Raw genomic sequence first — 25,413 nt, 5'->3', positions numbered from 1 at the left:
GTCGAATCGCAACGAGATAGGGCCGCTAAAGCACGCGCGGCTCGAAGGGAGGCTCAGAGGGTCTTCCAGGGGGGCCGCTCCGGCAGGAGCGCCTCGAATCGAGCGACCTGCTCGGCCATGTAGTCCCCGGCGTAAGTACCGGCGTAGAATCGGGGTAGGGCCTCTTCGTAGAACCGACGCCAGGACTCGTCCTCGAACCCGGGGTCGATCGGGTAGAAGAGAACGCCGTTGGCTTCGGCCGCCTTCCGATCGCCGGGGGCGTCGCCGATCATCAGGACCTTGGACGGCTCATAACGACCGCCGGTCGCCAGGGCGAGGTGCTCCTTCTTGCTCCCCATCTCCTGGCCTGCAATCAAGGCGACGTGGCGGTCGAGGTCGTGCTCTTTCCACTCACGCTCGAGCGCCTCGGCGGGAGTCGCCGACACGACCATCACGTCGGCGTTTACCGCCATCGACTCGAGCGCCTCGCGGACGAACGGGAAGGGGGGCACGTTCCGGACAACCTCGCCGACCATTCGGTTGACCGCTTCGCTCCAGGCCAAGGTCAACGTCAGGTCGGGGTCTCCGGTCGCCGCCACTTCGGCCTTCAGCGTCCCATTCGCCAGCTTCGATTCCCGAGCGATCCAGCTCCGGAGACCCGCAACCTCGGGGATTTTAAAGCCTCGACGGGCCACCTCGGGGCGTCGGGCCAGGACGTCGAGGCTCGTGGTGAGGGCCGGGAAGCGGTTGACCCCACGCCACTGCGAGTAGAGGTTGACGAACTCCCAGGACTCTCGAGCGAATTTCGAGATCGCCGCGAGCCCGAAGTATTGCACCATGCAGGGGATGAAGCATTCCTTATGCTTAACCTCCATGGAGTCGAACGCGCATCCGTCGCTGTCGATGCCGATGAAGAATTCCTGGGTCTGTCGGAAGTCGCGGAGCGGCGACTGGGGGTCGGCGGGCACCGACATGCGGGGGTCCTTTCGGGTCGGACGAAACGCACCAGGCCCATCGGACTCGGGTCGCGGGGGCGCATCGTTCGAAAATCGTAGCGGTCCCCGCAGGGGATGTCCAGTTACCGCCGAGGAAGGTCGACCTCGGCCAGCCTGCCCAACCTACCCGAAGTGGTGGATTTCGCCTCGAGAGTCCGGGGAGCGTGTTCGCGAAAAAGCAAATCGGCGGGGCGATGAGGCCCCGCCGAAGTCGACATTTCCAATCCGTGAGCGCCGGACCTCCATGCGGAGATCATCCCCCTCCCATGAGGGTGCTGAGCAGGCCGGGGGCCTTGCCACCGGGGACGATGATGCGATCGCCGGGGAAGACCTGGTAGTTGGTGAGGTTGTCACCACGATCCTTGATCCCGAACCAGTCGATCTTGAGGACCTGGTCAGGGCCGCCGGTGGGGTGGGGCCGGACGAGGTAAGCCTTCTCGGGCAAGCTGTTCGTCCGAAGCCCGGCCGCGAGGATCGCGTCGAGCACGGTCTCGTTCCCGGTGCTCGGGAACTTGCCCTGAGTGGTGACGGTGCCGAGCACATAATAAAACTTGCTCGAGCTCCCGTTCACCAGGCGGACCGAGACGTGGTACGGCTCCTTGGGCTTGTCGGCGAGGTTGAGGGTGAGGAGGTGTTGGGCAATCTTCTGTTCGACCTGCTGGAGGGTCAGGCCCGCGACGTAGACGTCGCCACCGAACCCGAGGTCGATGTTTCCGTCGGACTGGACCGTCAAGGTGCTGAGCGAGAGGTCGGCGACCGCGGGTCGGATCGAGACTTCGAGCTCGTCGGGGGGTTCGACCACGTACGGGGGCAGCGAGATCATCTGGAGCTCGCGCGGCTGATCCGGATCGATGACGCCGTATTGGGGGATCTTCTTGGAGGCGTGCCTCGAGAAGCTCTGGCATCCGGAGATCAACGGGACCGCGAGGGCGAGGAAGGCGATTCCAAAGCGCAGGCGCGGGGGTGTCAGCGTCCTTGCGGTCATCGGCCGATACCCCTGTTCGGGATCAAGAGGCCTCTCGAGTGGCCCGCGCGTCTCTTGAGGTAAACGCGAAGGTCCCGACCCAACCTTGAGTCGGCATCGGTTTACTGATCGGCAGAGTCGCTCGATTCCTTGACCAAAAACTCGGCATTGACCCCGACCGGGTGAGGGAGTAGTTTGCGGCCGACCCGGAGTCCTGTCATTCTTGGCTTCGATTTCACGATCGGAGGCCAAGGCTTGCGTCCCTCGATGGAATGGGAGATGCGAGGACCCCGGGATCTCGAGGCAACCGTCCCATGCCGGCTCATGCGTCTCGGGTCTTGTTCCTCGGTCTGGACGGCGGCACGATGTCCGTCTTCGGCCCTTGGTTCGATCGGGGACTCTTGCCGAACCTCGCCTCGCTCTGGCGACGCTCGGCGTTCGGCACGCTCCGATCGAGCGAGCCGATGGTCACCCCCGTGGCCTGGACGTCGTTCGCGACCGGCTGCACGCCGGCGGTCCACGGGATCCATGAGTTCTACCACGTCGAACCGTCCGACCGGACGATCCGGTCGAATCACTCGGGTCGCGTCCGAGTCCCGACTCTCTGGCAAGTCCTCAGCGCGAACGGCCGCGAGGTCGTGAGCCTGAACCTGCCGATGACCTATCCGCCGCCGAAGGTCCGGGGCCTGGTGGTCGCCGGCTCCGATGCGCCGGGGCTCGATTGGGCCTTTGCCCAGTGTCCCGATTTCGGCGACGAGATCTTCGCCGAGGTCCCCGACTACACACACAAGATCGTCTGGAAGTCTCGGCCGAAGTCGTTCGACGAACTCCAGTCGCAAGGGACGCGAAATCGGGCGATCTTCCGCGCCCAGGCCGAAGCCGCGGAGCGTGCGGACGCCCGGACCGACTGGTCGGCCCTGATGGTCCACTTCCACAACCTCGACAGCCTCCAGCATCGCCTCTGGCCCTACCTCGACGTCGACGAGACCGGAGTCCGCCAGGTTGGCTGGAATAGCGAAGTCGAGAGTTGCATGCGAGTGCTCGACGAGAGTGTGGGACGGCTGCTCGAGCTCGCCTCGAAACGAGACGCGGCCGTCATCGCCGTCTCCGACCACGGCTTCGGCCCCTGCAAGGCCCTCGTGAACGTCAACGGGCTATTGCGGCAGGCAGGGCTTCAGCGCGGGCTGATGTACGGGACCAGGTTCCGCTATCGTGCCCAAAGGCTTGCCGACCGACTCCATCGCTGGCGGACCCGCCGAGCCCCCGGGGGACAAGGGCGTCGGCTCCCCAGGTCGATCGAGGGGCAGGTCGGCTGCGACTGGAACAAGACGGTGGCGTTCGCCCCGTTCGGCCAGCTCAGCGGCTGCATCTTCCTCACGCCCTCGAGCAATGAGAATGCCTCGGTCGCCGAGCGGATCCGCTCCGACGTCATTGCAACCTGCCTCGAGGCTCGGGACCCGAAGACCAACGCCCCCCTCTTCCGCGACGTCTTCTCCGTCGCCGATCGCTACGGCCTCGACCCCGCCGCCGAAGGTTTGCCGGACGTCATGGCGCTTTCGGCCGACGGGTATCAGGCCCAGGCCAAGTGGGGCGTGAGTTTCCGAAGCGAGTTGGTCCGCCCCGACCCGAACCTCCCGGCGACCCACTGGATGGACGGGGTGATCGCCATCGAAGGGCCCGACATCCGCCCCGGCGGCCATCTCCAGGCCGACCTCCACGACATCGCCCCGACCGCCCTGGCGATGCTCGGGCTTCGGGTCCCCGAGACGATGGAAGGCCGTGTCCTCCACGACGCCTTCGAGACCCCCTTGCCCGTGCGGTACGGGGCCCGACCCGAAATCGAGACCGACCCCCGATTCGAGGCGCTGCTGGCCGCCGGCTTCGGGGCCGAGTGCGCCTGACGCTTGTCCCCCCCATCATCGCCAAGAGGCTGCCATGAACGACATCCAAACCGCGGTCCACCACTTCATCCTGAGCGAGTTCCTCCCGGGCGAAGACCCTTCGGAGCTCACCGGCGAAACCCCCTTGATCACGGGAGGGATCCTCGACTCGATCAGCACCTTGAAGCTGGTCAACTTCCTCGAAGATCACTTCGGAGTCACGATCGAGGCCTACGAAGCCGGCGTCGATCACCTCGACTCGATCGGCGAGATCGCCCGCCTGATCGCCGAGAAGAAAGCCGCTTGAATCTCAGTCGAGGGAGTCTTCGCAACCTCGAATAAGGATATCCCTTCCCCATCGCCCCGGGGGTTTGCTTCGTGGAGAGAATGAAGCCACCCCCCAATCTTCACTCCCTCCCTCGCCGATCTTGGCAGAATCCTCTCGATAAGGACGCCCGTCTTCTTAGAACGGGTCCGCACACTCTTGCGTGTTCGAAGGGATCTCCGGCCCGGCCGACCCGCGGAATCTCTCATCGATCTCCGCGCGATTCAGCGGCGAACTGTCCTCGACGATGGCCGCCCTGGCCATGGCGATGACAACGAATTCATTCCCGAAACGGGAATGGAGATCTCCATATCGCCGGACAATAGGGACGGGTCCAGGATCTTTTCGAATAAGTGCTTGACAGGGTTCCGAGCCGCCCAGAATAATAAGGCCGCATCAAGTCCAGACCATCCGTCGAGGGTAGAGCCGCCTGCGATCGTCGGGCCTGCCTTCGCGACATCACGAGTTCGTTCGGCTTCACAGTCGGCCCGCACCGTATCGATCTCGAGCGGTCCCCTCGCCCCGTGCGATGAGCGCCGCAATGCGCCTCTGAGACTCTCCCTACAGTCCGGAGTCACGATCACCGTCGGAGCGCCTTCTGTAATCGAAGCCGCCGAGGTGGACGTTATGGCGATTCAGTCTCCTCGTACCGTTAATCCTGTGAGTGCGTACGAGAGTCGGCGGCCCCGTTAAAAACGTCTCGTTCCCCCCTTCGCCTTGCGTGAAGAGAGGGTTCATCCACGATCACACTTCGTGCGGGCCGGTATTTCCACGTCGCGCACATACCCCGAAACCTCGGGACTCACCTCGTTCGACAAGCCGATCTTCTCGGCTCACCAGGAGACTCAACGATGAAGACGCCCGTTCATCATGGATTCACGTTAATCGAACTCTTGGTCGTCATTGCCATCATCGCCGTCCTCATCGCGCTGCTGTTGCCCGCCGTCCAGGCGGCCAGGGAAGCGGCGAGGCGGGCGCAGTGTGTGAACAACGCCAAGCAAATCGCCCTGGCGATGCATAATTACCACGATCAAATCGGCACATTTCCGCCAAACTCGATCGCCGACGGCAACTGGAGCGGGACGTGGTGGGCCTGGCCTTCGTTCATCCTGCCGCAGGTCGAGCAAAATAACGTGTACAACTCGATCAATTACACGAGGAGTTGCACCAACCTGACGAATTCCACGGCCTTCCGTACGATCGTCACGAGCTTCCTTTGTCCGTCGGACGACTCCAATAAGTTGTTTGCCGACCGCGTGTATGTCGATGTGAATCAGCCCGATTTCGTGACGCCTGGCCCCTATACCATGGCCTCGCTGAACTATGTCGGGAATGCCGGGGACATGAAGAACAGCACGATCTTCGATTACCTTTGCCTCGACCCCGCCCAGGCCGCCGGGCCGACCTATGGATGCAACGGGACATTCCGCGGGATGTTCGGAGACTGTAGCTCGGCGAAGTCGATCCGGATCGCCGAAGTCACGGATGGCACGAGCAACACGCTCCTGATCGGTGAGAACTCCCCGAACCTCAATAGCGGGCTTGCCTGGGCCTCGGGGAACGACATCTACGCCTCGACGATCATCCCCTTGAACTGGATGACCAAGCTCAAGAATGGGCAGGTCGACAGTAACGGCGACGTCTGCTCGCCTGCCGCCTGGAACCCCAGCGACCCTTCGTCACAAATCCATTGCTATAACAATCAATGGTATTATCAGGCGTTCAAGAGCTTCCACCCCGGTGGTGCCAATTTCGCGATGTCCGACGGCTCGGTCCGATTCCTGAAACAGACGATCAACTCGAGGACCTACATGGCCCTGAGCACTCGCGCCGGCGGGGAGATCGTCTCGGCTGATGCTTATTGAAATCAATGTCCCGACGTCGGGCTGAGAATAGCGGATGAAGACGATCCGCAGATGACGCGGATTGACGCAAACAAGGTTGAGAGTTTATTCGCGTTGATGTGTGCCAATCGGAAGCCTCTGCGGGTCGATTCGCCCATTCTTGTCTGCCTTCCATCCTCGGCCGTGTTGAGCCCGATGTCAGGTCGTTGATCGAATTGATTCGACACGATCGCGTTGAGACGCTTAGGGGGTCGCATGAAGCGAGTTGCCAGGATCGCACTGGCGAGCCTTGGGGTGCTGGGGGGATGCTCCGCCGACAACGGCCTCACCATGGGGCGCGTTTCCGGCACCGTGACGTACCGGGGTGAGCCGATCGAGTCGGGACAGGTGCTCTTCGCGCCCGACGAGTCCAAGGGGACCGTCGGGGTCCCGGCCATGGCGAAGATCAACTCGGACGGGACGTACACGCTCTCCACCCAGGACCCTGGCGATGGCGCCATCGTCGGGTTCCACCGGGTCGGCATCCGCGGATTGGTGCCGAAATCCGGAGCGGGCGGGGAGAAGGCCGAGCCTGCCGCCAACACTCCGAAGTCCGGCCAACAGATCTTCGCCGCTCGAGCGAAGGCCGCACGAGCCGCGTCGCGAGTCCGACGTACGAACCCTGAGAACGCAACGATCACCATCAACGGCCAGGAGTATCAACTTTCGACGCCGAGCAAGCTCGCCAATCCCAACGTGTCGGGCATCCTGGTCCAGGTCTCGCGAGGGTCAAACACGGTCGATCTCGCCATCCAGGAGGATGGTTCCGTCAAGATCGAACAGTGAATGGAACCTTGCGGCGACTCGAACCTATCCCGGGGCATCGAGCGGGTCACCGGTTCGGATGAATCACGGGGGGCCGTAGAGGAGTTCCGCATACCGCGCAGGCATGCGCAGAGGAAGGGTTCTCCGGCCCATCGTGCGCATGCGGGTGTTCTCCATCGCGGGAAAGAGCATGGCGGCGGTGAGCACGATGATCATGAGCGCCACGACGAGGTCAACAATTCGGAGACCATGACGCGACAATAACAAGGTCCCGACGACCGCAACAAGGAGTGCCGAGACGACGAACGCCGTCGATGCGGGCACGCGCTGGAGCGATAACCCGAGAGCACAGACTGCGGTCGTCAAAGTATAGCCGCCGAGCGTCCACTGCCAGGGAGCCGTGAGCCAACGTCGAAAACCCAGGGCGGATGCAAACACGAGGAGATGCGCGAGCGGGTACGAGGTTCTCTCGACATGAAGCCGCCACCAAGGTTCATCTCGATCCATTCGACGCCTCCCTTTGCCGGTCGATAAAGTCGACCCTCTGCCCACGAGGAGAGCCACGCCCGATCGATTGGCGGAATCCATTCTTGAGCTTCGATTGCATCGGACGCAAGGAGTTTTCGCGCGAGGAATCGCCCCGGAACCCTCACAAGTGCGAGTGCCGGGGCGAAAGTCTTGGAGCATCACGCGGTGATCGATGGAACTCCGTCCTCGACGGCGGCGGGGGTCGCCTCGACCTCGGGAACCGTTGGTGTCGAAGCCATCGCCTCGCGGATCATTCGATCGCTGAATTCTTGGAGGGCCGCCGACGAGCCGTTCTCCGAGGGTGCAAAGCCGGACTTCTCGGCCACCAGGAGACTCAGCAGGAGGCCGACGATCCCTTGCCCTGCGGACGCCGAGGGATTTTGACCGTCGCCTGAGGCCGATGCACCGGCCACGAAGACGCGCTCGGGTACGAGTGGCTGCCGGCTCTGGGCCAATTGTTCGGCGACCATGGCGAGCGCGAACAACCTCGGATCGCTATAGGATTCGATCTTGCGGAGGAGGACCGAGGCCTCCGACATCCCGACCTGGAGCAATCTCGAGCCTTCGCCTCGGCCGGCGAGGACGCGTTGCTGACTCTCGGCCTGCGCGGTGACGACCAACTGCTCGGCCTGTTTGCGAGCCCTGGCCAGGGCGGCCTCACCCTCGTTCTCGGCGATTCGAACCTGGACGAGCGAGGCGGTCAACTTTGCCTGCATCTCGGCTTCGGCCACGGCCTCGTTCAGGGTCTGCTGCTCGACGGCCGCTTCGCGTTGGCGTCCGAAGGTCTCGATCTGCTCGATCGAGAGTTGGCGGAGGCGGAGCTGCTCCAGGAGCGTCTCGATCTTACCGCCGGCCTCGGCCGTGTCGGGCTTGCCGATCAGGACGTCGACGCACTCGATGTCGAACTGGCCGAAACGACTGCGGAGCTCCTCGCGGGACTCGCGCTGGATGGAGTCGCGCTCGTGGAGGAGCTCGAGCATGGTCCGGCGATGGGCCACGTCCCGGAAGTAGGCGCTGAGCATCGGGTCGAGGGTCTGGGTGATCAGCTTTTTGACATCCCCAAACCTCTGGATCACACTCGGCGCTTTCTGGTAGTCGATGTGGACGACGACCGACAGCGGCAAGGTCGGCTCATAAGCATCTTTCGTGACGAGCTCGATCGACCGGAGGCTCTCGTCGTAGCGGTGGGTCTCCGACTTCCCGGTGACCCAGTGGAGGACGAAGTTGGTGGTCGGCACCAGCACGATGTTGCCGGCGTAGGTGTTGAACGGATACTTCCCCGGCCCGAGCGGTTTCTCGAGCACGCCGCGTTCCCCTTCGACCACCCGTTCCCCGTGCCGAAACGTGGTGCCCGAGACGTCCTGCCCAGACCTTCCGTAGTAACTCACGATCACGCCGACATAGCCGATCGGCACGACGGTTTTCGGGATCATCTCGACGTCGGCGAACCAACGGTTGATGAAGTAGGTGCCGTCCGTCAGCGGAACGTACTGTCGTCCTCGGTATCCCCCCGCGCGGAGGAAAGCCTCGGGATCTTGATAATTGTTGTGAAAGTGCTTGTCGGATCGTTCGACGCCGACGCCCGGTGCGATGATCTCGCCGGGCCTGAGCGTCGGCCCGTCCTGCACCGTGACGATCCCGATGCCGTCGACGGTCGACGTTCGGTCGCGATCGAGCGCGTCGTGGAACGCGACCTGTCCCCCCACGACCACCGGGTTGAAGCCCTGGATTTGGGCCAGTTCTTTCTGCCAGCTCACCAGCGTCTGGAGCTCGGCCTTGCCTTGCTGGCTGAGCCGGTAGACGAAATCCTCCGTGATCACCACGAAGAGGCCGAGGTTGATGGCGTAGACCCCCTCGCGGAGGATCTGGCGTTGTCGACCTCGCTGGCCGACGAGCGGCTCGCCGTCCTCGTTTCGATCGCCCTCGAGGAACGCTCGGGCGTCCTGAAAATTGTCCGAGGAGAGAACGACCCGGCCGATTGTCTGGCTCGGCATCAAAGGCTCGCCGTCCCGGGCATAGACATACCCGATCTTGCCCTGAGGCACGGTCACCAAAGGGACGAGGTGGACGCGATACTGGAAGAACCAGTAGCCGAAATGCAGCCCACCACGAAGCACGTTCGTCTGGATTCCCGCCTCACCGTGCAGGGCGAGGATCTGGCCCGAACTGACGGAACCTCGGCCCGACCACAGTTTCTCCAACACACCGACACGATTGTTGGGGATGTAGCGCACGCCCAACAACAGCACCATCCCCAAGAAACCAAGGAACGGCACAACAAACCAAACAATCGACCCGAGATCGGTGACCGACTCAGCGAACAATGGCCCACCCGCAACCAACGGCGCATTCATGGAAGCGACTCCCCGAAGGGACTCCTACGCCCATGATCAGGAGATCGACACCAATGATGCGTTCGCCCGCGGGATGGAAATGTTAGGAATGAGCGAGGCGGGGATTGCTGGTTTTGGCCCCTTGGGGATTAAGCCAGCATGCTTCGTCTCTCACCATTGCAGAGCTTGGATACCCGCGAAAACTAAACGGTTAGCGGACCCGCGGGGAGCTCTCGATCGATCTGGCCGCTTTCGCGAAGGAAGCTCGCGAGGTGATTCGTGAGGGTGCCGGCGTTGTCCATTCGGGGGACTTTGTGCTGGCCGCCGAGCTTGCCTCGCGAGCGCATCCAGTCGTCGAATCCGCCGGGGCGTGCGGCGATGAAAGCCGGCAGGGGGAGGCCGACACCCTCGGCGCGGTGGGCAAGATAGTCGGCATTGCGTGCCGAGAGGTCGGCGTCGAGCAACTCGCGGAACCTGGCGAGGTCGTCGGGAGGCTTCAGAAACTCGACGACATAGAGGTGATAGCCCAAAGGCCCCTGGAATACGGGCCCGACATGCCAGTCGCGGACCGAGGCCCCGGTATTCGCCGACGCCGAGGCGACGGCCGCCTCCACCTCCTCGTTGATCAGGTGCTCGCCGAAGGCTGAGAGCGTGTACTTTGTCCGGCCTGTGAAACTCAAAAGAGGAGGGTCGAGCGATTCGAACCGGACCGTATCCCCAACGATATGGGACCACATTCCTGCGCATGTGGATACGACGATGGCGTAGTTGACCCCCAATTCGACATCACCCAACCAGTGTCGTGTGGGACGTTCGGACTCGAGCTCGTCGAGCGGGACGAACTCGTAGAAGATCCCGTGGTCGACGAGGAGTCGGAGGAGGCCGGTGGCCGGGTCACCGAAGGCGATGAACCCTTCGGAGCAAGGATATGACTCCTGGAGGCGGATCTTCGGGCTCCCGAGGACTTCCTCGAAGGCCTCGCGATATGGGTCGAACTTGACGCCCCCATGAACGACGACCTCGAGTTGCGGCCAGACCTCGGCGAGCGTCGACTTCCCCGACAGGTCCAGGAGTCTCCCGAAGAGCGCGAGGAGCCAGCTCGGGACTCCGCCGACCAGGGTGATCGGCTCATGGAGGCTATGCTCGGCGAGGAGGGCGAGCTTGCGATCCCAGTCCGGCTCGAGGGCGAGCTCGAGCGGCGGGAAGGTGTAGGGCCGGAGGAGTTCCGTGATCTCTTTCGAGGCGATGCCGCTCAGGTCGCCTTGCGCGACGCCCGTCGCGGGGCGTTCGAGGTCGCTCGACCCGCCGAGGAAGAAGACGCGCCCGTGGAACAGTCGGGAGTCGCCGCGGGTGGCCATGTGGTGGGCCACCATCGAGAGCGCCCCCTTCCGGTTCGACGCGAGCATCTCTCGAGAGACCGGGATGTACTTCGTCGCCCCCTGCGTCGTCCCGCTCGTGAGGGCGAAGTAGGGGATCCGGCCCGGCCAGGTCAGGTCGTCGAAGACCGGGTACCTGTCCTTAAGATAGGATTTCCAGAGGTCTTCATACGATCGCAGCGGTACGGCCCTGCGATAGTCGTCGACCGTGCGGATCGCGGAGAAGCCGTGATCGACGCCGAATCGCGTGTTACGGGCCTTATAGACGAGGGCCCTCATCATCCGTTCCTGGACGGATACCGGGTGCATGCCCGCCATCGCGGCGACCCGACGGTTCGAGAATTGGCGGAAGCCGGCGTTGACGATCGAGCGAACGGCCGAGGTCCCCGCGAGTGAGACGAGCGGTGAAGGCCGGTCCATGTCAGGGAAGGTCCTTCACGCCTCGGCAGAAATAAGCCCCGGCGGGGGGGAGGTTCCGCGGCTCGAAGACGAAGTCCACGTGGTCGAAATGCTTTCGGTAGAAACGGAGGTAGACCCAGGGAAGCTCGGTGATCTGGTTATAGGTCCCCGAAGGCGCGAGGACCTTCTTGACCACGCGGAAGAGGTCGAGCTGAAGGTCTTTGGGGAAAGACGGGACGGGGAGCCCGGAGATGATGTAATCCACCTGGGGGATGCCCCGCGCGGAGAGCATCTCGGCGAGATCGCGGACGTCCCCTTCGATGACCTCGAAATTCGGTCGGCCTTGGAAACGCTCGCGGAGCAGGCGGGCGAAGTCGGCGTCACGCTCGAGCACGATCACCTTGCAGTCCGGGTGGGCTTTCTCCGCGATCACCTTGGTGATCGGGCCCGTGCCCGCGCCCAGTTCCACGAGGATCCGCGTGGTCGCCCAGGGGACGTTCCGGACGGTCGTCCGGGAGAGCCAGGGGCTGCTCGGGGCGAGGCTCGCGATCGCGGTCCCGTGCTTGAAGAACTTGCCAAGGAACAGGAAGAAGTCTCGCATCGGTGCTCGGTCGGGGAGAGGGATCGAAGCGCGATCGGGCTCGTTGGCATCGGGGACACGATCGGTCCGACTTTGGTCCCGGGCAACGACCCTGGGAACCGTCGGGGACGGCGATCGTGGAACGGGTCCAAGGCTTCTCGTCCGCCTGGTTCATTCAGGCTCGACGGACGAGTTCGCGACGAGGGCCGTCAGGATCGCGGCCCTCGTCGCGGAGGTTGGCTCTCAGTGGGCGGTGACCGGGCGAAGCCGCCCGTTCTGCTTGTTGAGGAAGCGTTGGGGATCCAGCGTCGGTGGGACCGACTTGAGGCGGTCGCGGAGGAACTGGAGGACCAGTTGATTGACGATCCTCGCCTTCTCGATTTGCGGGGCATGCCCGCACTTCGGGATGACGACCTGGCGAACGCCTTGGATTTGCTCCGCCGCGCGGATGGAGCCCGCGACGTCGGAGATCACCCGGTCGTTGTCACCCCAAATGATCAGCGTCGGCTTCTTGATCTGCGAGAGCAGGGGGGAGACCGAATGGCCGACCGTGCCTCGGAGAGTCCTCAGGACGCCCTTCTTCCACTTGCGATCCTGGAACTTCCGCTCGATGACCGCGACCAGGTCGTCGCTGGCGAAATGCGAGCGGTGGAAGACCGACTTCACCAAGGTGTCGTACTGGCTGCGACGGACCCCTTCCATCATGGGGAGGTTCTCGTCGCCGTAGATGCCCGAGGGGCAGAGCAGGGCGAGCCGCGAGACCTTTTCGGGGTAGCGGGTGGCGTAGGTGAGGATGATCTGGCCGCCGAGGCTCGACCCGACGAGGTTGTAAGGCGGGCGCTGAACGTACTCGTCGAGGAACGTCGCGAGGCGGTCCGTCAGATAGTCGACGGTGACCTCGCCCCCTTCGTCGATCCGGCGATGAAGGGAGTCGCCGTCGTAGACGAGGAGCTCGGGTACTTTGATGTCGAAGTGTCTCGACCAGCGGGTCCGGTTGGCGAACCAACTCTCCGATTGTTCCGCCAGGCCATTGACCAGGATGAGGGGCGAGGGGCGTTTGTAGGCGTGGAGTCGGGGGATGTCGAACAGCTTGCGAACGCTCGGGTTCATCGGTTGCCAAGGCTCCCGGTTAACGAGGCAGCGTTGCGACGCGACATTCCGTCACGGTTTCTGGACGATCCTCAGGTCGCGGCCGCCCCTGCAAAAGTCACTTACGACAATACCATGCCCGCACAAAGAGGCCAATCACGTTCCCGCCGAACGGCATCGAATTGAAGCCGAACGTGGAGGCCCGAAACGGGGCCACTCCCAAGACATTAACCTCTGTCTCACATTAGACATCGGTCGTTCAGCCGATCGCCTTTCTCCGCGCGTTCCAGGAACTTTCATGGATTCTTCCCGTGAACCTCTCTGGGCTGGGACGGCTCGTCGCGTCGGACCGTCTCGACATCCCACGGAAATTCAAGCCTCGAGCCCGTTGACCCGCGTCTCTCGCTCGACACAAGATCGTCCGTTCGCTTCAAGATTACGGGGAGAACGCTCACCACCAAGGGGGCTGGACGATGCGGGTATTCATCACGGGGGGGACCGGGCTGATCGGCCGAGTCCTGTCCCGGAGGTTGGTCGAGCGTGGTGATGCACCGGTGATCCTCACCCGCCAGGCCGAGAAGGCTCGACTCGATCCAGGCCTGAAAGGATTCGAATTCGTTCAGGGCGACCCGACGAGTCGAGGCCCCTGGATGGAGGCGGTCGAAGGCTGTGAGGCGGTCGTGAACCTCGTCGGCCACGGCGTGTTTTCCAAGCGTTGGGATCCGGGGACGAAGCAGGCGATCCGCGACAGCAGGATCGACGGGACGTCGAACGTCGTCGACGCGATCGCGTCGGCGAAGGTCATGCCCAAGGTCCTGGTTCAAGCCTCGGCGATCGGCTACTACGGCCCGCACGGCGACGAGGAATTGACCGAAGCCAGCCCCCCGGGCGCGGACTTCATGGCGAAGGTCTGCCTCGACTGGGAGAAGGCCTCGGTGCCGGTCGACGAGGAGGGCGTGCGACGAGCCATCCTCCGAGTCGGGGTCGTCCTCGCGCCGGGGGGAGGGGCATTGGACGTCATGACCCCGTTCTTCAAGCTCGGGCCTGGCGTGCCGATCGGCAGCGGAGGCGGTCTCTTGCGCCCGGCGTTGGGGATGCAATGGTTGAGTTGGATCCACATCGACGACATCGTCGGCCTGTTCCTCATGGCCCTCGACGATCCCAACGCCCGAGGGCCGATCAACGGCACGGCCCCCCAACCGGTCCGCAACGCCGACTTCGCGAAAGCGCTCTCGAAGGTGCTTTGGAAATGGTACGCGCCCTGGAGGATCTTCCTCCCCCTGGGGCCGCCCGACCTGCTCTTGAGGATCGTCCTCGGCGAGGTCGCCGAGGTCGTCACCAAGGGCCAAAAGGTTCTCCCGGCGAAGGCTTTGTCGCTGGGTTACCCCTATCGATTCCCCGAGCTTGCGGGGGCCTTGCGCGATGTCCTGGGAGAGGATGAGCGAGCCGTCTCATAAATATCAAGGCGGATGTCGCTTCGCCTCATGATATGCGAGCACGACGGGTCGCGACAGTCGACACGGGGTGCCGTTCGCCAGTAGGCACGGGCACCGGCCCGATGATAGGATGGGCATCTCCTCGATGCCTCGCGCCGGGCGACATTGACGAGCCGGCTATTTCGACTCTCGAACCGCGAAAGGTCGCCTCGACCGATGACATTGTCCCCGCTCGGCGAGTCCCCGGCGAGCGTCCGACGCCGATATGGGCTGGGCGACCTTCGTCTCATCGACTTTTCGACAACTCTAAATCCGATCGGCCCGCCGGAGTCGGCTTTGGCGGCGGCCCGGAGTGCGCTCGACGAGGTTTCCGAGTCTCCTGAAGCGGGATGTCCCCGGCTCGTCGAGCGGCTTGCCGAGCTCCACTCCGTCCCCGTCGACCGTGTGATCGTGGGAGGTGGGACGTCGGAGTTGATTGGTCTCATCGGACAATCGCTCCGCGAGGTTCTCGCACTCCACGCCTATCAGCGCGGGGATCCGGCGATGGCCGTTTCTCACCTCGTCGAGCCGACGGATCGGTCGTACCGCCGGGCGTCGGCTTTGAACGAGCTCCGAATCGAGTCGTGGGGAGGGCACGTGCTCGGCTGGGAGCAAGAGGTCTTCCCCACCTCGGCCGCGGGCATCTTCTGGACGGGGAATCCGAACGACCCGACCGGTCGTGTCTGGGATCGCGAGAAACTCTTGCGACTCGTCGACGAGTCGCTCGGGCTCCTGACGGTCGTCGACGAGTCGGCGCTTCCCTTCATGGTCGACGAACCAGAGCGGTCTCTCGTCAAGGAAGTCGCGTCGAGGGAAAACGTTCTCGTCCTCCGCGCCCCGAGCGTGTTCTTCGCGCTCCCAGGACTTCCGATCGGATACGCCATCGCCTCGGCCGACATGGTCATCCGGCTTCGGCAGTATCAAGATCCCTGGACGGTATCGCAGCCGGCCGAGGCCGCAACACTGGCCGCTCTCGACGACAATGCTTACCGCGAGCGGACCGTCCGCCTGATCGCCGACGAGTCGACGAGGCTGGAGGAGCGGCTCTGGGAAATCCCCGGACTTCGACCGACCTGGCCCGAGCGGACTCGCCTGACGGGTGCTCCGAAGCTCCCGAGTTTCCTCCTCGCCAGCCTCACGGAAACGCCATGGACCTCGACCCAGGTCCACGAGGCCCTTGCCCGTCGCGGATTCCTCGTCCGCGAATGTTCCGACTACACGGGCCTTGAAGTGGGCGCACTCATCACGGGGCCAGACCAACTCGTCGCAACTCAAGGGCATCTCCGGATCGGCGTGCGCACGCCCGAAGAGAACGACGCATTGATCTCGGCGTTCGCCGACGTCCTCGGTTCGGAGCCGCCGCGGTGACCCCGTCTTCCCCCGTCCCTCGGGCCCGTGCCCTGATGGTCCTCGGGACCGCCAGTCACGTCGGCAAGAGCCTCATCACCGCGGCATTCTGCCGGCTCTTGGCCGAGGAAGGACTTCGCGTCGCCCCCTTCAAGGCCCAGAACATGGCGCTCAACAGCTTCGTCACCCGAGAGGGGGGCGAAATCGGCAGGGCCCAGGTCGCCCAGGCCGAGGCCGCCGGGATCGAGCCGACCGTCGACATGAACCCGATCCTCCTGAAGCCGATGGGAGGTGTCTCGCAGGTCGTGGTCGATGGAGAACCTATTGATGTGTTGTCGGCGCGGGAGTACTACGCCGCCAAGGATCGGCTCTGGCCCCGAGTCGTCGCGGCCTACGAGCGGCTCGCCTCGACCGTCGATTATGTCGTGCTGGAAGGGGCGGGGAGCCCGGTCGAGATCAACCTGATCGAGCACGACCTCACCAACGTCCGCATGGCGAGGCACGCCGACGCCGCGATCGTCCTCGTCGCCGACATCGAACGCGGAGGGGTGTTCGCCCAGATCGTCGGCACCTGGGAGCTACTCGAACCCGAGGACCGGGCGCGGGTGACCGGATTTATCATCAACAAATTCCGAGGTGATGTGAGCCTGCTTGACTCCGGGCTCGAGTACCTCCGGAATCGGACCGGGGTCCCCGTCCTCGGTGTCCTCCCATATCGTCCCGAGCTCCAGGTTGATCAGGAGGACTCCCTCGGTATCGACGAGACGGCCAGCGATGCCCGTCTCGTGGCCGACCCCTCGGACCTCGACGTGGCCGTCGCCCGGCTGCCCGGCCTGAGCAACTTCACCGACGTTTGGCCCTTGTCGCGAGTCCCCGGGGTCCGGGTCCGTTACGTCGAACGGGGGTCCGACCTCGGTCGTCCCGACCTCATCATCGTGCCCGGGACCAAGACGACGGTACGCGACCTCGATTGGTTGAGCGAAGCCGGACTCGCCGATCGGATCCTTCAACTGGCGAAGAACCCGGAAGGGCCCGTCATCCTTGGTGTCTGCGGCGGCTTCCAGATGCTAGGCCGTTCGATCGACGACCCGCTCGGTGTCGAGTCGAATCGAGGCCACGTGGAGGGGCTCGGCCTGCTCGACGTGTCGACGACGTTCGCCCCCACCAAAGCCCGACAACGCGTCACCGGCCGGGTCCTCGATTCGAGTGCGCCGCTCTACGGGTACGAGATCCACATGGGAGAGACGCGACGGGGGGAACGGGTTCGGCCTTGGTGCGAGCTCACCCGCCAACGTGACGGTGGAGTGATCCTGGACGGGGCCATCTCGCCCGACGGTCGGGTCTTCGGGACCTATCTCCACGGCCTCTTCGACAGCCTCCCGTTCACGGCCGGGCTGGTCGACCGTTTGCGGGCAAGAAGGGGCCTCTCGCCGCTCGACCAGCACGACTGGCTGGCCCATCGAGATTTCCTGGCCGGTCGCTACGCCGCCCTTGCAAGCGTCCTCCGCGAGCATCTCGACCTGGAGCCGATCTGGAAGGCCCTTGGCGGTCGTCCCAAGGCAGGCCGCCAAGGCTCGGACTCCTGATGGACGTTACGCCAATGACATGGCCCATCGCGCTCTGGTCGTTGCCCCTGGGAGCCGGACTCGACGCCATCCTCGGCGATCCCAGGGGATGGCCCCACCCGGTCCGGGCCATCGGGTGGCTGATCTCGACCGGCGAGCGAGGGACCAGGGCGCTCCTCGGTCGGTTCGACGGAAGGCCGGTCCTCGAACGATCCGCAGGGATCGCCATCGCCATCGGGGTCATCGCCGTGACCTGGTTCGTCGCTTCCGCGATCCTCAACCTCTGTGACCGGCTCGGCCCATTCGCCTCGTTGGCCGGCAGGTCGCTCCTGATCTCTTGGGGATTGGCCACGCGAAGTCTTGCGGAGGAGACCCTGAAGGCCTCGGAGGCTCCCGACCTCGAGACCGCGCGTCGCGAGCTCTCCTGGGTCGTCGGCCGCGATACCGAGTCGCTCGATGAGCCGGAAATCTGCCGGGCCTGCGTCGAGACGATCGCCGAGAATGCCAATGACGCGATCGTCGCACCCCTCTTCTGGTTCGTGCTCGGAGGGCCGGCGGCGCTCTGGGCCTTCAAGGCGTCCAGCACCCTCGACAGCATGCTCGGCTACCGGCACCCTCGTTATCTCCGTCTGGGATGGGCCTCCGCCCGACTCGACGACCTCGCGAACCTCGTCCCGGCCCGACTCACCTGGCTCCTGATCGCGATGGCGGCGGCCTTCGTCGGCGGGCGTGCCCGGTCGGCGATCGCGATCGGGTGGCGAGACGGCCGCAAGCACCCGAGCCCGAATGCCGCGTGGGGCGAGGCCGCGATGGCCGGTGCCCTCGGGGTGCAACTCGGAGGGACTTCGCGGTATCGCGGAGTTCCCAGCACCAAACCCTTCCTCGGTGATCGAGGCGGCTCGATCGACCGCCTGACGGTCCGTCGCGCCGTGCGGGTCATGGGAGTGGCCGCAGGTCTCGCGGTGGTGCTGGCCTGGTTCGTCCGCTCGTTCCTCCTCGGCCTCGCTTGACGCTCGGGCTCAGGCCTCGGTTAGAATCCTGCGTGGAGTCGGTGGCCCCAGGTCAGGAATCCGGGCCGGCCGACGGCCGGACGGAAGGTGCAACAATGTCGGACGCCTTACTCATCGCCGCCCACGGGAGCCGAGACTCGGCCGGAGTCGACGAGTTCTGGGCGTTCGCCGATGCCTGGCAGCGAAGACGCCCCGACCGGCTCCAGGCCTCGGGGTTCCTCGAGTTCGAGCGTCCGACGATCGGCGAGGCGTTCGACCAGTTGGCCGATCGAGGTGCCAGGCGAGTCGTCGTCGTCCCCGCGATGCTCATGGCGGCCGGACACGTCAAGAACGACGTCCCGAGCGAGCTCAACGAGGCCCGCTCACGCCATCCCGGCGTGTCGATCCACATGGCAAAAGCCCTCGACCTTCATCCGGCGCTGCTCGACCTCTGCCGGGTCCGCTATCTCGAGGCGATCGATGGGCGAAACCCCGTCTCGCCCGAACGGTCGCTGCTCCTACTCGTCGGCCGAGGGACGACCGACCCCGACGCGAACGCCAATATCGCCAGGGTTTCGCGCTTCCTCTGGGAGTCCTACGGCGTCGGATGGGCCAGCGTCGCCTACTCGGGCATTGCCTCGCCGAATGTCGACGAGGCCTTGACCGTTTGCCGGCGTTTGGGATTCGATCGGATCGTCGTCCAGCCTTATTTCCTCTTCGACGGGGTACTGGTCAAGCGGATCCACGAGGCGGTTGCGAGTCACGTCGACGCCGACCCAGACGTCGAGATCGTCACGACCGGGCATTTCCGCTCGCACTCCTACCTGATCGACGCCTTCGAAGACCGGGCCCACGAGGCGATCCACGGCACGCCTCACATGAACTGCGACCTCTGCAAGTACCGCGTCCGGTTACATGGCCGCGAGGCCGACCTCGGTGCCCCCCAGGCCGGACACCACCATCACGTCAGGGCCTCCGGGGATCCCGAACACGATCATGACCACAACACTCGGCCTCGGAGGTCGGGCCGACGACTCGTGGTTCCTCAACGAGAGGTTCTCGCCGACCATCCTTGGGACGAGAGGCTCCTCGAGCGGCTTCGGCTCGCTCAATGATTCTGGAAACAGAGATCGAGATCGATGACACCGTCGAGCGGATCGAGGAATCCTGAGGTTGAGTTTCCCGACAATGGGAGGCAGATGAGCACCCCTGCCAAGGTTTCGATCATCGGGGTCGGGCCCGGAGATCCGGAGCTGTTGACCCTAAGGGCCGTGCGTGCCCTGGAACGCTGCACGACGATCCTCCACGCCGGGCGGGGTGATCACGCGGGGTTTGCCTATGAGGTGGTCTCGCCCTTGCTGCGTCCCGAGCAGGTCGTCCAGGGGATGGGCCTGGCCATGCGTCGCGGGCCCGACGACGGGTCGGTCGGTTACGATCGCGTGGCCGAGGCCCTGATCACCGCGTCTCGAGCGGGGGTCGCGTCGGGGTATTTGACCGAAGGGGATCCCATGCTCTACGGCTCGGGATCGTACGTGACTGAGCGAATCCGGTCGACGGCCCCCGAAATCCCTCTCGAAATCATCCCGGGCGTGAATGCCTTGAGCGCCGCGGCGGCGCGGCTGGGATGGCCGTTGGCGCAAAAAGATGAGCTTGTGACGATCTGCCCGGCGACGTATCACGCCGATGAGGTTGGCGAGATCCTCGATCGGGGCGGCACGGTCTGTTGGTTGAAGGCGGCGGACGTGCTCCCGCGTTTGGTGGATGAGCTCCGCCGCCGTGGCATGCTGGACCGTGCCGCGGTGGTCGAGCGTGTGGGCCGGCCCAACGAGCGGATCTTCACGGACGTCACCGAGGCGCTCGCAGTCGATCTGTCCTACTTCTCCCTGGTCCTGGTACGCTGAGTCGATGAACGAACACCCTCGCACTGGCGGGACACTTTTCGTGGTCGGGCTCGGCCCGGGATCCTCGGGCCTCCTCACGCCCGACGCGTCCGCTGCCCTCGACTCCGCCGAGTATGTCGTCGGCTACCGTGGCTATCTCGACATGATCGCCCCCCGGCTCGAAGGCAAGACCGTCGTCGGGCGGGAGCTCGGTCAGGAGGTGGAGCGGGCCCGCACGGCGCTCGAACTGGCCGAAGGAGGCGCGACGGTCGCGCTCGTCTCCAGCGGAGATGCCGGCATCTACGGGATGGGCGGAGTCGCCTGGGAAGTCGCGGCCGAGAAGGGGACCTCGGCCGAGATCGTCGTCGTGCCCGGGATCACGGCCGCCTGCTCGGCCGCCGCCCGGCTCGGAGCCCCGCTCGCGCACGACTGGGCCTGCGTCAGCCTCAGCGACCTGTTGACCCCCTGGGACGTGATCGTCCGGCGCGTCGACGCGGCCGCGAGGGCCGACTTCGTCCTGGTCCTCTACAACCCGGCGAGCCGGACTCGGACGCACCAACTCCTCACGGTGGCGGGGCAACTCCTCCGGTTCCGTTCGCCCGAAACCCCCGTCGGCCTCGTCGAGAATGCGTATCGTCCCGGCGAACGCGTCGAGCTCGTAACCCTCGGCGACCTCGCCGTCGGCCGGGCTCACGTGACCATGTTCACAACCGTCGTGATCGGCAGTTCTCGAACCTTCGTCGCCGACGGGAAGATGGTCACGCCGAGGATCTATGCCGCGAAGACGACTCACGAGTCTTGCAACGTCGACCAGCTCCCGAAGAACGAGGCTGGTGACCGGATCATGGAGGAGTCACTCGCGATCATTGATCGCGAGATGGGGCCAGAGCCGGTCGACCTTGCAGAACGGGCGATCGTCCGTCGAGTCATCCATGCCTCGGCCGACTTCGACTATCTCGAGACCTTCCGATTCGGAACGCGGGCGATCGAAGCGGCCGTCTCGGCCCTTAGGAGCGGGGCGACTGTCGTCACGGACGTGGAGATGCTCCGCGCCGGGGTCCGAGGCGATCTGGCCTCCCCGCTGGGAGTCGACATCGTCTGCGGGCTGAATTCCCCGGAGGTTCGCACCCTGGCTGCCGCAGAAGGTCTCACCCGCTCGGCCGCGGGAATGAGGCTAGCCGCCTCACGTGTGGGAGATCACGCGGTGGCGGTGATCGGCAACGCGCCGACCGCGCTCGACGAGACCCTCCGGCTGATTCGAGGTGGCGGATGGCGGCCCGCGTGTGTGATTGGAATCCCGGTGGGATTCGTCGGCGTCGTCGAGGCCAAGCGGAGGTTGGTCGAGGCCGGCGACGTCGCGTCGGTCACCAGCCTCGGTCGCAAGGGGGGGACGGCCGTGGCGGCTGCGGTGGTGAACGCCTTGCTTGAGCTGGCGGGAGCCCCTGACAAGGCTCGCGGATGATGCGGTCTGCCCGGGAATCGGTCGACATCGAGCGCGGCCTCACGGTCGCCCCCCGGGACCCGCAAGGGACTCGCGAGGGATTCACCACCGGGGCCTCGGCCGCCGCGGCGACGCAAGCAGCCTGCCGGTTGCTCGTCCTCGACGAGCGCCCGGAGGTTGTCCCCGTCCATTCCCCGCTCGGCTTCGACCTCATGATCCCGATCAATCGACTCCGTCGGGACGGGTGCGTCGCAACCGCGGGAGTGATCAAGGACGGTGGCGATGACCCCGACGTGACTCATGGAGCCGAGGTGCTCGCGACGATCCTCAGGGTCGACGAACCGGGCGTGCACATCCGTGGGGGCGAAGGGGTCGGGACGATTACCCAGCCCGGCTTGGAGGTCCCTCCCGGCTCGCCGGCGATCAACCCGGTTCCTCGCAGGATGATCGCCGAAGGAGTGGCTCTCGTCCTCGGGACGGAGCGGCCCGACCCCGGGGTCGAGGTCACCATTTCGATCCCGGGGGGGGAAGCCCTCGCCAAGAAGACGCTGAACGCCCGGCTCGGGATCATCGGCGGGCTGTCGATCCTCGGCACGACCGGCGTGGTCCGACCGATGAGTACGGCGAGTTGGCGTGCCTCCGTGGTCCAGTCGATCGACGTGGCGGCCGCGAATAGCCTCACCCACATCGTCCTGACGACGGGCGGTCGCAGTGAGCGGTTCGCCGAGGAACTCTACCCGGATTTGCCCGAGATGGCGTTCGTCCAGATGGGGATCTTCACCGGCGATAGCCTGAAACGCGCTGTCGACCGAAGCGTCCCGAAGGTGACGATCTGCGGGATGATCGGGAAGATGGCCAAGCTGGCCACCGGGCAGATGCAGACGCACGTGGCCGGGGGGGGCGTGGACGTCGGCTTCATGTCCGAGCTCGCGCGAGGGGCCGGGGCCTCGGAAGAGCTCATCGCAGCAATCGCCTCGGCCAACACCGCAAGGCACGTGGAAGAGCTCATCGACGCGGCGCCGTTCCTCGAGTATTACCGCCACATCGTCGAACGTGCCGCGGCCTGCTGCAACGCCCATGTCGGACATCGGCTCGAGATTGAGGCAATCCTGTTCGACTTCGACGGCAAGGTCCTCGCCCGAGTCCTGACCCCCGGAACTTGAGGTGATCCCATGCCCTTGCCCGTTCACCTCGTCGGGATCGGCGCGGAGGGCCTCGAAGGGGTAGATGCCAAGACGCGACGGATCCTCGAATCGGCGACGTTCCTCGCCGGCGGCCGACGTCATCTCGCCATGATGACGACCGAGGGACTCGAGACGTTCACGATCACCAATAACCTCGCCGCCCTGGCCGCGCGACTCGAGTCCCGCGCCGTCGACGAGCGTTGCGTCGTCCTGGCCTCCGGCGACCCACTCTGTTTCGGCGTCGGGTCGTACCTTCGACACCGCCTCGGGCCCGAGTCGCTCGTGGTCCTTCCGCACCTCTCGAGTTTGCAATTGGCCTTCGCGCGGGCCGTCCTACCCTGGTCGGATGCAGTCCTCGCGACCGTCCACGGTCGACCACTTGAGTCGACCTTGCTCCCGCTGCTCGGCCTGCCCAAGATCGGCCTGCTCACCCAGGACGGCACGAGCCCGGCCGCTGTCGCTGAATTCTTCCTCTCGCGCGAACTCGACGAATATGACGTCTGGATCTGCGAAAACCTAGGCTCAGAGGACGAACAGGTCCGATGCTTCTCGCTCCACGAGCTTCCCGGCCGCCGATTCGCGGACCTGAACGTTTTGATCCTCGTCAGGCATTCGTCGAGAGAGGTCGGGAGCGTCGAAATTTCCCGTCGAAACCGAGCCATCGTCCCTCCCGACGCGGAGTTCGATCAGCCCTCGACCGGCCCGATCCTCCTCACCCATGCCGACGTCCGGTCGGTGGTCTTGAATCGATTCCACGACCTACCCGACGGGCCGATCTGGGACCTTGGGGCCGGGCTTGGTGGAGTCGCGGTCAGCCTGGCCAGGCAGTTCAACGAGCTCGAGGTGGTCGCCGTCGAGCGATCACCTGTCCAGGTCGACTTCCTACGCCGAAACCGTAAGAAGTTCGAGACGTGGAACCTACGGGTCGTCGAAGGTGTTGCGCCTGATGCATTGGTTTCTGAGCCCCCTCCTGCCGGAATCTTCCTCGGGGGCTCGGGAGGAAAGCTCGTCGACATCCTCGACGTCGTCTTCGAACGCCTGACGCCTCGCGGGGTTTTCGTCTCGAATTTCGTCGGCCTTGAGAATCTCTCCCGGACGTTGGACCGCCTCAAGTCGGCCGGTTGGTCACCGGAAGTGACCCAGGTCCAAATCAGCCCCGGTCGCGACCTCGCCGGGCTCACGACCTTCACACCTCTCCGTCCGGTTTGGGTCGTTCGCGCCGTGAAACCGGGATCTTGAATGAGGAGAACGGCACGGAATAGTCGCCCACGTCGGCTCTCACACCCTCGACCGGGTGGGCCGTGCCCACCCTACATATGGAAATACGAACTTCCGTAGGGTGGGAACTGCCCACCAGGACGACTCACCGTGAATCGCTCAGGCAGCAGTCGTTGGAATCGCACGACCGAAGCTACTTCGCTACATCCCTGCTTTTATCAGATGACATGTTTACGAAATCGCGATAAATGTCTGCGCATTCCTTTTCGTCCTTGGGAGTCGCGTCGTGGAACAAGGCCCCGAACCGTAGCCGCAGGGGTTTGCCCGGTTCTACGACGTGCTCACTCCTGGGCCCTTGCTTCATCGCGGCCCGGCCGAACGGGTTGGCCACGAAGACGCCATAGTCGCGGTTGTGCCACCACGAACTGCGGAAATTGGAAGGGGCGGCCAACAGCATGATCCCCGCCCGACGACCGGCGATAATCCCGGAGTAGTCGCACCAGTCGGCCGGTTGACCCCAGGTCGCCTCGGCCGACGTTTGACCGCGACTATTGCGGATCCGGCCTCCGTTCTTCTCGGTGATCGGGGTGGCCACACGTGCTCCGAAGCCCATCTCCTCCTGGTCGCCGAAGACCAGGTCCCGGCCTTCCGCCTGGAACGTGGCATCCCAGACCAGGAGCCATCCGGTCGGCCGACCAGCCAGCGAGATTCGGCTGATCAAGGTCCCGAGATGCGACCCTTCGGCGGTGAGCAGACGCGACTCCGTGGCGAACTCCAGCCGATCCCGAACGCTCTTCGGCGGTTCGAGGAAGCGAACATGTTCGATGCGTCCCTTGTTTCGCCAGAAGTCGTGGCCGCTGAGTTCCCCGAAACCGAGCCAAACTCCGGGGTGCATCGTCTCGTGATCGGTGGCGTCCGTGCCCGGGACGGGGGGCGAGTTTCTCGTCACCTTCGCACCATCGGGGGTGTGGACATTGGCGAAGTAGGGGCGGAGGATCTTCGGATCCTTGAAGACGTAGACCGCAACGGGTTGCCCCGCGCGCGTGATGTTCAAACGGTCGGGCTTCGACTCGAAACCGAAAACGGGTGGAGCGGTCTCGACAACCGGGTCGGCCGCGCCGACTTCGGAACAAGGGGAGAGTACGATGGCGATCAGGCCGATCGCGGAGTAACGCGTTGATCTCGTGCGCGGGGAGGTCGAAGTCGTCATGGGTGGCG

General features: G+C 64.7%; 21 protein-coding genes. 13 read left to right on the top strand and 8 right to left on the bottom strand.

Annotated features, from left to right (window positions below; all coding sequences use genetic code 11):
- Window positions 1-53 precede the first annotated feature (53 nt).
- Both ACYOEI_RS14740 and ACYOEI_RS14735 read right to left on the bottom strand, forming a co-directional pair.
- The gene (locus ACYOEI_RS14740) at window positions 54-953 is read right to left on the bottom strand and encodes an HAD family hydrolase (RefSeq protein ID WP_462850272.1); all 900 of its coding nucleotides are present in this window, start codon (window positions 951-953) and stop codon (window positions 54-56) included.
- Window positions 954-1,227: 274 nt separating this feature from the next.
- Entirely contained in the window at window positions 1,228-1,959 is a 732-nt protein-coding gene (locus tag ACYOEI_RS14735; protein ID WP_462850271.1) for a polysaccharide biosynthesis/export family protein, read from the bottom strand.
- Between the two features lie 293 nt (window positions 1,960-2,252).
- On the opposite strand from ACYOEI_RS14735, the gene ACYOEI_RS14730 reads away from it, so the two are divergent.
- From ACYOEI_RS14730 to ACYOEI_RS14715, 4 genes are all read left to right on the top strand, one after another.
- Window positions 2,253-3,839, top strand: a complete 1,587-nt coding sequence (locus tag ACYOEI_RS14730) for an alkaline phosphatase family protein (RefSeq protein ID WP_462850270.1) — start codon at window positions 2,253-2,255, stop codon at window positions 3,837-3,839.
- A 34-nt stretch (window positions 3,840-3,873) separates the two neighbouring features.
- Window positions 3,874-4,125, top strand: a complete 252-nt coding sequence (locus ACYOEI_RS14725) for an ornithine lipid biosynthesis acyl carrier protein (RefSeq protein ID WP_462850269.1) — start codon at window positions 3,874-3,876, stop codon at window positions 4,123-4,125.
- Window positions 4,126-4,994: 869 nt separating this feature from the next.
- Complete coding sequence (locus ACYOEI_RS14720) at window positions 4,995-6,008, top strand: DUF1559 domain-containing protein (RefSeq protein ID WP_462850268.1); 1,014 nt, start codon at window positions 4,995-4,997, stop codon at window positions 6,006-6,008.
- Between the two features lie 234 nt (window positions 6,009-6,242).
- Window positions 6,243-6,812: a hypothetical protein gene (locus ACYOEI_RS14715; protein WP_462850267.1), complete on the top strand. Its 570-nt coding sequence runs from the start codon at window positions 6,243-6,245 to the stop codon at window positions 6,810-6,812.
- Window positions 6,813-6,875: 63 nt separating this feature from the next.
- On the opposite strand, the gene ACYOEI_RS14710 is transcribed toward ACYOEI_RS14715, so the two are convergent.
- From ACYOEI_RS14710 to olsI, 5 genes are all read right to left on the bottom strand, one after another.
- Window positions 6,876-7,298 (bottom strand): hypothetical protein, encoded by a 423-nt coding sequence (locus ACYOEI_RS14710; protein ID WP_462850266.1) that lies wholly within the window; start codon window positions 7,296-7,298, stop codon window positions 6,876-6,878.
- 179 nt (window positions 7,299-7,477) lie between these two features.
- Entirely contained in the window at window positions 7,478-9,571 is a 2,094-nt protein-coding gene (locus ACYOEI_RS14705; RefSeq protein ID WP_462850265.1) for an SPFH domain-containing protein, read from the bottom strand.
- Window positions 9,572-9,855: 284 nt separating this feature from the next.
- Window positions 9,856-11,448 carry a lyso-ornithine lipid synthetase OlsH gene (olsH, locus tag ACYOEI_RS14700; protein WP_462850264.1) on the bottom strand — a complete coding sequence of 531 codons (1,593 nt, stop codon included), beginning with the start codon at window positions 11,446-11,448 and terminating at the stop codon, window positions 9,856-9,858.
- 1 nt (window position 11,449) lies between these two features.
- Window positions 11,450-12,028: an ornithine lipid N-methyltransferase gene (gene olsG / locus ACYOEI_RS14695; protein ID WP_462850263.1), complete on the bottom strand. Its 579-nt coding sequence runs from the start codon at window positions 12,026-12,028 to the stop codon at window positions 11,450-11,452.
- Window positions 12,029-12,250: 222 nt separating this feature from the next.
- Window positions 12,251-13,117 carry an ornithine lipid biosynthesis O-acyltransferase OlsI gene (gene olsI, locus ACYOEI_RS14690; RefSeq protein WP_462850262.1) on the bottom strand — a complete coding sequence of 289 codons (867 nt, stop codon included), beginning with the start codon at window positions 13,115-13,117 and terminating at the stop codon, window positions 12,251-12,253.
- A gap of 452 nt (window positions 13,118-13,569) precedes the next feature.
- Between olsI and ACYOEI_RS14685 the strand changes: the two genes are divergently transcribed.
- The 9 genes from ACYOEI_RS14685 to cbiE all read left to right on the top strand — a co-directional run bounded on the left by ACYOEI_RS14685 (window position 13,570) and on the right by cbiE (window position 24,216).
- On the top strand, window positions 13,570-14,553 hold the full coding sequence (locus ACYOEI_RS14685; protein WP_462850261.1) for a TIGR01777 family oxidoreductase: 984 nt from the start codon (window positions 13,570-13,572) through the stop codon (window positions 14,551-14,553).
- A 195-nt stretch (window positions 14,554-14,748) separates the two neighbouring features.
- Window positions 14,749-15,939 carry a pyridoxal phosphate-dependent aminotransferase gene (locus tag ACYOEI_RS14680; RefSeq protein WP_462850260.1) on the top strand — a complete coding sequence of 397 codons (1,191 nt, stop codon included), beginning with the start codon at window positions 14,749-14,751 and terminating at the stop codon, window positions 15,937-15,939.
- Window positions 15,936-17,504, top strand: a complete 1,569-nt coding sequence (locus tag ACYOEI_RS14675; protein WP_462850259.1) for a cobyric acid synthase — start codon at window positions 15,936-15,938, stop codon at window positions 17,502-17,504. Before ACYOEI_RS14680 ends, ACYOEI_RS14675 begins: the two co-directional genes overlap by 4 nt.
- A 14-nt stretch (window positions 17,505-17,518) precedes the next feature.
- Window positions 17,519-18,493, top strand: coding sequence for an adenosylcobinamide-phosphate synthase CbiB (gene cbiB, locus ACYOEI_RS14670; protein WP_462850258.1), 975 nt, complete (start codon window positions 17,519-17,521; stop codon window positions 18,491-18,493).
- Window positions 18,494-18,588: 95 nt separating this feature from the next.
- Window positions 18,589-19,587 (top strand): sirohydrochlorin chelatase, encoded by a 999-nt coding sequence (locus ACYOEI_RS14665; RefSeq protein ID WP_462850257.1) that lies wholly within the window; start codon window positions 18,589-18,591, stop codon window positions 19,585-19,587.
- 84 nt (window positions 19,588-19,671) lie between these two features.
- A complete protein-coding gene (gene cobI, locus ACYOEI_RS14660; RefSeq protein WP_462850256.1) occupies window positions 19,672-20,373 on the top strand; it encodes a precorrin-2 C(20)-methyltransferase in 702 nt (233 codons plus the stop codon).
- A gap of 4 nt (window positions 20,374-20,377) precedes the next feature.
- Window positions 20,378-21,814 (top strand): precorrin-3B C(17)-methyltransferase, encoded by a 1,437-nt coding sequence (gene cobJ, locus ACYOEI_RS14655; RefSeq protein WP_462850255.1) that lies wholly within the window; start codon window positions 20,378-20,380, stop codon window positions 21,812-21,814.
- On the top strand, window positions 21,811-22,956 hold the full coding sequence (locus ACYOEI_RS14650; RefSeq protein ID WP_462850254.1) for a cobalt-precorrin-5B (C(1))-methyltransferase: 1,146 nt from the start codon (window positions 21,811-21,813) through the stop codon (window positions 22,954-22,956). Before cobJ ends, ACYOEI_RS14650 begins: the two co-directional genes overlap by 4 nt.
- Before the next feature lie 9 nt (window positions 22,957-22,965).
- Window positions 22,966-24,216, top strand: coding sequence for a precorrin-6y C5,15-methyltransferase (decarboxylating) subunit CbiE (gene cbiE, locus ACYOEI_RS14645; protein WP_462850253.1), 1,251 nt, complete (start codon window positions 22,966-22,968; stop codon window positions 24,214-24,216).
- A 172-nt stretch (window positions 24,217-24,388) separates the two neighbouring features.
- On the opposite strand, the gene ACYOEI_RS14640 is transcribed toward cbiE, so the two are convergent.
- Window positions 24,389-25,405: a DUF6807 family protein gene (locus ACYOEI_RS14640; RefSeq protein ID WP_462850252.1), complete on the bottom strand. Its 1,017-nt coding sequence runs from the start codon at window positions 25,403-25,405 to the stop codon at window positions 24,389-24,391.
- Window positions 25,406-25,413 lie beyond the last annotated feature (8 nt).

The sequence above is a fragment of the Singulisphaera rosea genome, from assembly GCF_054877945.1.
The sequence above is the reverse complement of the archived record's forward strand: the minus strand, read 5'-3'. Positions and strand labels throughout refer to the sequence as shown.

Excerpts from the sequence above, each read along its gene's own strand:
- ACYOEI_RS14740 (WP_462850272.1), bottom strand. The coding sequence starts at position 953 with ATGTCGGTGCCCGCCGACCCCCAGTCGCCGCTCCGCGACTTCCGACAG.
- ACYOEI_RS14735 (WP_462850271.1), bottom strand. The coding sequence starts at position 1,959 with ATGACCGCAAGGACGCTGACACCCCCGCGCCTGCGCTTTGGAATCGCC.
- ACYOEI_RS14730 (WP_462850270.1), top strand. The coding sequence starts at position 2,253 with ATGCCGGCTCATGCGTCTCGGGTCTTGTTCCTCGGTCTGGACGGCGGC.
- ACYOEI_RS14725 (WP_462850269.1), top strand. The coding sequence starts at position 3,874 with ATGAACGACATCCAAACCGCGGTCCACCACTTCATCCTGAGCGAGTTC.
- ACYOEI_RS14720 (WP_462850268.1), top strand. The coding sequence starts at position 4,995 with ATGAAGACGCCCGTTCATCATGGATTCACGTTAATCGAACTCTTGGTC.
- ACYOEI_RS14715 (WP_462850267.1), top strand. The coding sequence starts at position 6,243 with ATGAAGCGAGTTGCCAGGATCGCACTGGCGAGCCTTGGGGTGCTGGGG.
- ACYOEI_RS14710 (WP_462850266.1), bottom strand. The coding sequence starts at position 7,298 with ATGGATCGAGATGAACCTTGGTGGCGGCTTCATGTCGAGAGAACCTCG.
- ACYOEI_RS14705 (WP_462850265.1), bottom strand. The coding sequence starts at position 9,571 with ATGGTGCTGTTGTTGGGCGTGCGCTACATCCCCAACAATCGTGTCGGT.
- olsH (WP_462850264.1), bottom strand. The coding sequence starts at position 11,448 with ATGGACCGGCCTTCACCGCTCGTCTCACTCGCGGGGACCTCGGCCGTT.
- olsG (WP_462850263.1), bottom strand. The coding sequence starts at position 12,028 with ATGCGAGACTTCTTCCTGTTCCTTGGCAAGTTCTTCAAGCACGGGACC.
- olsI (WP_462850262.1), bottom strand. The coding sequence starts at position 13,117 with ATGAACCCGAGCGTTCGCAAGCTGTTCGACATCCCCCGACTCCACGCC.
- ACYOEI_RS14685 (WP_462850261.1), top strand. The coding sequence starts at position 13,570 with ATGCGGGTATTCATCACGGGGGGGACCGGGCTGATCGGCCGAGTCCTG.
- ACYOEI_RS14680 (WP_462850260.1), top strand. The coding sequence starts at position 14,749 with ATGACATTGTCCCCGCTCGGCGAGTCCCCGGCGAGCGTCCGACGCCGA.
- cbiB (WP_462850258.1), top strand. The coding sequence starts at position 17,519 with ATGACATGGCCCATCGCGCTCTGGTCGTTGCCCCTGGGAGCCGGACTC.
- ACYOEI_RS14665 (WP_462850257.1), top strand. The coding sequence starts at position 18,589 with ATGTCGGACGCCTTACTCATCGCCGCCCACGGGAGCCGAGACTCGGCC.
- cobI (WP_462850256.1), top strand. The coding sequence starts at position 19,672 with ATGAGCACCCCTGCCAAGGTTTCGATCATCGGGGTCGGGCCCGGAGAT.
- cobJ (WP_462850255.1), top strand. The coding sequence starts at position 20,378 with ATGAACGAACACCCTCGCACTGGCGGGACACTTTTCGTGGTCGGGCTC.
- ACYOEI_RS14650 (WP_462850254.1), top strand. The coding sequence starts at position 21,811 with ATGATGCGGTCTGCCCGGGAATCGGTCGACATCGAGCGCGGCCTCACG.
- cbiE (WP_462850253.1), top strand. The coding sequence starts at position 22,966 with ATGCCCTTGCCCGTTCACCTCGTCGGGATCGGCGCGGAGGGCCTCGAA.
- ACYOEI_RS14640 (WP_462850252.1), bottom strand. The coding sequence starts at position 25,405 with ATGACGACTTCGACCTCCCCGCGCACGAGATCAACGCGTTACTCCGCG.